Here is a 6,720-nt window from a genome sequence, read left to right as displayed (position 1 = left end):
CATGTCCGGTTGAATACTTACACTTTGGAGGAGGTAAGGCAGCTATGCTGGAGGCAGGAGGCAGAAGGAAAGAAAAGATTAGAAAGGAAAAGGTTTTTTTATCACTGATTATCCGGACATGATATTAGAGGAATTTAGAGTAAGTAGGAGTAAGAATTGTCCTTTAATTTTTCTGCCCAACTATGCGCCTAAAATACGCTCCTTTTTGAGCGTGAAGAGCTGAAAACCAAGGTATTTCAGACCCAAAAAAGCTAAAATCTTTAATATGTCAATGCTTTTAGATTTAATCAGCAAGCCCTAATTATTACCTCTCCTTGATCAGTGAATAATATCATGTCCGGTAGCATCGGAGCGTGTATAAAATTAAGGTGACACTCTTGAGAAAACCTTCTGCCTCCTGCCTTCCCCTCCTGGGAGGGGTTAGGGGTGGGTTGCCTCCTGCCTTCGGACAACCATTGTCTAATTATTCAACCGGACATGATATAACAAGTCAACCGTTTTCAGATTTATTCAGCAAACCCTAATTAACTTCTCTTGTTGGGGGAGTTTGCGATCGCAACATTCATGCAACAAAGCCGCCCATAAACAGAGTTTGGGATTTGTTTGGGCTTGAAATTTGCTAAAGTCTCGTTATCGACTCCGTAAGCTGTACCAGTTACAACTACTAAGCTGCCCAGTCTGTTCACCGATAAATGCTCTCACGATTTGAGGTGGTTAACATTCCATCTATCACACGTAAATAATAAGAACTGGAAGAATGTTCATGGACTAAATCGTCTAATCCTGATTTAATTTCTGTTTTGAACCACCTTAATAGTTCTTGATAAGTCGATTTTCCAGCTTGGTTATGGCCGTATTGAGAAAAAGCTAACTCCCACTTATGACTAAATTCTTCTGCTTTGCCAAGGAGATTTGTCCAGTGCTGTTTAGACATCAAGTTTTGAGCCTCTTGGCAAATAGATTCCAGCATTGACTCTATTTCCTGAGTCGCTAAAACTTCAAAACGGTAAGGCTCTATAGGAATTATGACTTTTTCCTCTGGTACATAGGGAATATACTGAGAACTAAAACTTGAATTCTGCTGGAGCATTTTGTTTAATATTTCAGAACCTTTGGTATCAATCACAAGGTGAATGCGCTCTTGTTCTGTGGAATTAACCACTCCATGAGGTAGGGAACCATCAAAAGTCCACGCTTCACCAACTCCCATGTGAACGCTTTTACCATTACAATTAAATTTGATAGCAGGGTGGGTAACTACAGGTATATGAATACGGATGCGCCGATACCAATGATATCTTGCATCCAAATGATTTCCTATTTTTGCACCAGGAGCAATGCGCATCAAACGAGTGCGAGAAATCGGTGCTGCAATTGCTTTCAATACCTGTTGTAAATAAGGACAACGCAAGAGAAAATTTGTCGGCTGCATTTGTCCAGAAATGGCAAATTCATCGTTGATTTCTCCTTTGACTGAAACCAGTATCAGCGCAGAGTTACCGACTACGCCACTGGGATTAGTAGTCCAGTCTGATGGAGAAAACTGAGAAATTTCTTCTACGAGTCGCCTACTATCGAATCTTAGGGGTAGCTTCACTAATTCTGAAAGTAACTTCATTTAATTTTTCTCAAGGTAATACTAAATCCGGTTCTCATATTATATCCGGTTGAATACTAATAAATAATTGGGCAGGGGGAGTTGCACATTATGGAATGATACTGCCAAAAATTGCTTTGGATTTTGACTTAAAAAAACCTAATACTGATTTTTAGCAATTCCCCAATCCAAAATTCAAAATCCAGAATCATATCATGTCCGGTTGAATAATTAGACTTTGGTGGAAGGAAGGCAGGAGGCAACCCACCCCTAACCCCTCCCAGGAGGGGAAGGCAGGAGGCAGAAGGTTTTCTCAAGAGTGTCACCTTAATTTTATACACGCTCCGATGCTACCGGACATGATATCATTCGTCACTTTATTATACCCGGAGAGTGACAGAAAAGGGGTATCATGTTTTAATTGTAAATATTCAAAATTTTAGATTTTTTTTGAGTTTTCTAAGTCCCTAGGGATATTTTTGAAACTAGATAGTTGTTTGACTAGAAGCTGCTTGAAGTTGTTGATACAAGTTTTGTGAATCTGCCACTTCTGCTTCATACTTATCTTTTAGATTGTCTAGTGAATGGAAAGCTTCAGATTTCAATGCTGCCGGAGAAAATTTTTCCATAAAGTTGGCTTGATACAGTTTAATCCCAAAATTTGAATAAATTTTTTCTAGTATCATATAGGGATTTTTAATAATAGTATCAATATCATAAATTAAACATCTATTTTTATTTTTATTCACAAAGGAAAGGATTTCTTGATTGTAAATTTTCCATGTTTTTAAACCAATAATAGGTTCACGTAAAATAGGACTATCTGTGCCTCTTCGTAGCAAAGAATCTACTACTAATAAAGGCTGTCTATATAAAAATAAGTAGTAAGCATTTTTGATTTTTTTTTGCCAAAAATCTAAAAATAAAACTGTATGAGGATCTTTCCATCCCCACTGAGGTAAATGACGTTTAAAAGCTAGTAATTCAAAAGCTTGTTTTTCTTCCTCATGAGTAATTTTAATCAATAGTTTCGACTCATCAGTTGGGAAACGATAAACTTTTTCATGTGCTAGTTCTCTTTTCAGAATTTGACAGTGAAACTCAGAAAAATCTCTGTCTTCATGATGACCATTATACGCACTCATAGGACTAATTGAATTACATTCTATTAAATCATCACCTATATGCAGACCACAGTGATGTAGGTATTCAGACACTAGAGAGGTGCCACTGCGATGCATCCCTGTGATAATTAAAACTTTATTAAGCATGAAAGTTGTCGATGGAAATAATGATATTCGTTTACCAGATCAAAGATATCTTAACGTAGATAGGCATGAAAAAAACTAATACCGTTTCACGGAAGTCAAAATTCAAAATTCAAAAGTCAAAATTCAAAAGTTAAAAGTAAGTTTTGAGCCGATCAAAACCTCGAATATACAGTAATATCATGTCCGGTTGAATACTTATACTTTGGAGAAGGTAAGGCAGCTATGCTGGAGGCAGGAGGCAGGAGGAAAGAAAAAGTTAGAAGGGAAAAGGTTTTTTTATCACGCTATTATCCGGACATGATATAATTGACCGAAATTATTTCACATTTAATAAAGTTTGAAACTATTTTTGACATCTTTAAAGTGAATTGGTATAACTATATAACAAAAAGTCAAGTAGCTCTTAAACCTCCTCCCTTCTGCCTCTCATATAGAATCCGGTTATACAGTGTATGTTTATAACTCTGATAATTACTTCAATCTCCCCATCTCTCTCAACTTTATAATAACTATTCAACTAGATTTGATATGAGTTGGTATACTCTTAAAAAATTTCCACAGCCTTAATTCTTATATCATGTCCGGATAAGAGCGTGATAAAAAAAACTTTCTCCTTCTTCTTCTTTCTTCCCTCCTGACTCCTGACTCCTGACTCCTGACTCCTTCATTGTTTATTTATAACTGTTCAACCAGACATGATATTACTTTTGACTTTTGACTTTTGACTTTTGACTTTCCTTGTCACTAGGATAATTAATTATCCGGATTCTATATCACCCCTTTCAAGGGGCTGCTCAATAATGTACCTTGAAATTTTTAAATATGAAAATACTTCATGTTATTCAGTCTGTAAGTATTGGGGGAGCATCAAGAGCAATGATTGTCTTGGCAAAAGCTCTCTTACAATATAAGCAGATTCAACAATCTGTTATTTCTCTGTTACCAGCTCAGGCATTAGGAATTAATTTAGCCCATAAAGCAGGATTAGTTGATATCATTGAATCTCCAACCCCAGAGCAATCTGAGGAAGCAGTTAGACAAGCAGATTTGATTCAGGTTCACTTTTGGAATAATCCCGATATTTATCGTTTCTTAACTTTGGATTTGCCACCTAGTAGAATATTAATTTGGTGTCATATTTCTGGAGTTCAACTTCCACATATTATTAGCAAATCTTTAATTGATTTTGCTGATATTTTAGTAGCAACTAGCCCATATACTGTTGAAAAATTACACGAAATTAAAGAACTGGAAAAATATTTCCAAAAAAATCAAGTTCAATCCATTTATTCTGTCACAGATTGGGAACGAATTCAAGGCTTAAAAAAAATCTCTCATCATACATTTAATGTAGGCTACATTGGCACAACAACGCCGACAAAAATGCATCCAAATTATATTCAAATCTGTGCGGGTATTCAGATTCCTAATTTGAAATTTATTGTTTGTGGGAATGAGCAAGGATTTTCTACTCTTAAAAAACAGGCAGATAAATTGAAGATTAGGGAAAAGTTTGATTTTCGAGGCTATGTAGAAGATATTAAATCAGTCTTGGGGATATTAGATGTTTTTGGTTATCCACTTTGTCCAAATAATTATTCTACTGCGGAACTGGTGTTGCAAGAAGCGATGTTAGCAGGAATACCCCCGGTAATTTTTCCCTATGGAGGAGCACAAAAAACAGTCATCCATCAAGAAACTGGATTAATTGTTGATAGTGAACAAGGGTATCAAAGAGCTATTGAATTTCTCTATCATCATCCTGAAGAAAGAGAGCGTTTAGGAAATAATGCGCAGAAATATGCCCAAGAAAATTTTAATCCTGATAAGTTAGCACAGAAGTTTGTGGATTTATACCAAGAATTGTGCAATTATCCTAAGATTGAACATCAGTTATATACCCAAAAAAAGCTTTCAGGAGCAGAAATTTTTATTCAATCACTAGGCCATCAAGGAGAACATTTTAAACAAAGTTTACACTCAGAAAATTTAGAAGAGTTATTGTTGAGCGATCGCAAAATTGCCACTTCATCACCAGTTGTATGTCACCCTAAGGCAGGAGGAATTTATCACTATCAAGAATTTTATCCAGATGATTCTTTTTTGCAGTTTTGGGCAGGATTAACTAGGCAAAATCAGGGAGATAATATCAAAGCAATATCTTTATTTACAAGAGCGATTGAACTGGGGTTTTCCCATTGGCGAATTTATTGGTATTTGCTTCAGGTTGCTGAAAAAGTTAATAATCAAACTTTAGTGAATCAATGTGTGAATCAATTAAAACAGCAAGAAAAGCTGCATTCTGAAATTCACAGACTAATCGAATCTTACTCTAAATCTTCAGGATAAGCAACTTTCCCAAAATAACCCATATAGTCTACTGCCCAAATTATGGTTTTTACCGTATTATTTATATTGATATTCTTTTTAGTCAATCCTCTTCTTTATAAGAAGAGGTAATGATTAATTATATCATGTCCGGATAATTAATTATAAAAAAACTTTCTCTTTTTTCTTCTTTCTACCCTCCTGACTCCTGTCTCCTGACTCCTGACTCCTTAGTCATTTATTTATAACTGTTCAACCGGACGTGATATTATTAATTATTAATTATTAATTATTAATTGTTGAATGATATGCTCTGCAAGCATCCAAGCATTGGTCAAATTTATATATCATTGTTTGTGGATCATATGAAGATATTTTAACATTTGGCTCTTTAATTGCAATCAATCCATAATCAATTTTTCGGACAACATTAAATAGATGCTCGCGACACCATGAGCGAAAAGGTGGTGGGAGCAAATTGAAAGCGCCAATGTAGTGAAAACGATGGAACGATTTTTCAAAAAAAATTTTATTATTTTTATCTCCGTTTAGTGTCTTTTGTGGATCAAAAAAATCAAAAGAATATTCGTTAAAATTATGAAGATGATATGGATTTACTAAATGATATTTAGTTAGAGTTACGTAAGGTAGTCCTAATAGAAACAAACTACCATGCTTAAGAATTCGATGAATCTCAGACAGTGCAAAAAGATAGTCAGAAGAATGTTCTAAGGCATGGTAAGAGAAAATAAAATCGACACTATTATCTTCAAAAGGAAGTTTATCTTTACCGAGTTCTAATTGAAGATCTGCTTGAGAAGAGTGGCTAATGTTGGTAAATTCAGGAATGTAAGTTTGTCCTGTGCCAATATTTAGTCTAACCTGATTGTCTTGATTCATAGTGGTAAAAATTGAGGTGTAATAGGATGTCCGGTTGAATAGTTATAAATAACGAGAGAGGAGTCATATCATGTCCGGTTGAATAATTATATCATGTCCGGATGATTAGTGATAAAAAAAACTTTCTCCTTCTTTTCTTCTTTCTTCCTTTCTGAATTGCAGAATTGCTGAATTCTGAGTAGTTTATTTATAACTGTTTAACCGGAGATGATATAAGACTTTTTCAGCAAACCCTAATTACTTAAATATTTAATCTCCCCCACTCCCCTACTCCCCTACTCCCCTACTCCCAACTATACAATAACTATTCAACCGGACATGGTATTAGACTTTGGTGTACAGAAGGCAGGAGGCAGGAGGCAGGAGGCAGAAGGTTTTCTTTCATTGTCACCTTAATTTTATACACGCTCCGATGCTACCGGACATGATATCAGGAGATCCCCCCTAACCCCCCTTGAAAAGGGGGGAACTGGAAGTCCCCCTTTTTAAGCTATCCATTATAAGCAAAATTCTTTACAAAAGTGGATAATGCCTATTATCAAAAGCTTACGAGCATTTTGTTGGTTTTACTGATTTGACAAATTGACTAACTTGTGTACTCCTAAAAGTTGTTTTTTGTCGTTG

The 6,720-nt window shown here is 35.4% G+C and carries 4 protein-coding genes; 1 reads left to right on the top strand and 3 read right to left on the bottom strand.

Features of this window, described 5'->3' with window-relative positions:
• Positions 1 to 682: 682 nt before the first annotated feature.
• Both F6K54_RS37640 and F6K54_RS37635 read right to left on the bottom strand, forming a co-directional pair.
• On the bottom strand, positions 683 to 1,618 hold the full coding sequence (locus tag F6K54_RS37640; RefSeq protein WP_293089113.1) for an aspartyl/asparaginyl beta-hydroxylase domain-containing protein: 936 nt from the start codon (positions 1,616 to 1,618) through the stop codon (positions 683 to 685).
• 464 nt (positions 1,619 to 2,082) lie between these two features.
• Positions 2,083 to 2,868: a sulfotransferase gene (locus F6K54_RS37635; RefSeq protein ID WP_293089111.1), complete on the bottom strand. Its 786-nt coding sequence runs from the start codon at positions 2,866 to 2,868 to the stop codon at positions 2,083 to 2,085.
• Between the two features lie 822 nt (positions 2,869 to 3,690).
• Here F6K54_RS37635 and F6K54_RS37630 point away from each other — a divergent pair.
• The gene (locus F6K54_RS37630; RefSeq protein WP_293089109.1) at positions 3,691 to 5,217 is read left to right on the top strand and encodes a glycosyltransferase family 4 protein; all 1,527 of its coding nucleotides are present in this window, start codon (positions 3,691 to 3,693) and stop codon (positions 5,215 to 5,217) included.
• A 264-nt stretch (positions 5,218 to 5,481) separates the two neighbouring features.
• Here the strand turns inward: F6K54_RS37630 and F6K54_RS37625 are convergent, their stop codons facing one another.
• Positions 5,482 to 6,096, bottom strand: a complete 615-nt coding sequence (locus tag F6K54_RS37625; protein WP_293089107.1) for a class I SAM-dependent methyltransferase — start codon at positions 6,094 to 6,096, stop codon at positions 5,482 to 5,484.
• Positions 6,097 to 6,720 lie beyond the last annotated feature (624 nt).

The sequence above is a fragment of the Okeania sp. SIO3B5 genome, assembly GCF_010692555.1.
GTDB lineage: Bacteria > Cyanobacteriota > Cyanobacteriia > Cyanobacteriales > Microcoleaceae > Okeania.
Note: the sequence above shows the minus strand (reverse complement) of the source record. Positions and strands in the feature narration are given on the sequence as shown.

Excerpts from the sequence above, each read along its gene's own strand:
- F6K54_RS37640 (WP_293089113.1), bottom strand. The coding sequence starts at position 1,618 with ATGAAGTTACTTTCAGAATTAGTGAAGCTACCCCTAAGATTCGATAGT.
- F6K54_RS37625 (WP_293089107.1), bottom strand. The coding sequence starts at position 6,096 with ATGAATCAAGACAATCAGGTTAGACTAAATATTGGCACAGGACAAACT.
- F6K54_RS37630 (WP_293089109.1), top strand. The coding sequence starts at position 3,691 with ATGAAAATACTTCATGTTATTCAGTCTGTAAGTATTGGGGGAGCATCA.
- F6K54_RS37635 (WP_293089111.1), bottom strand. The coding sequence starts at position 2,868 with ATGCTTAATAAAGTTTTAATTATCACAGGGATGCATCGCAGTGGCACC.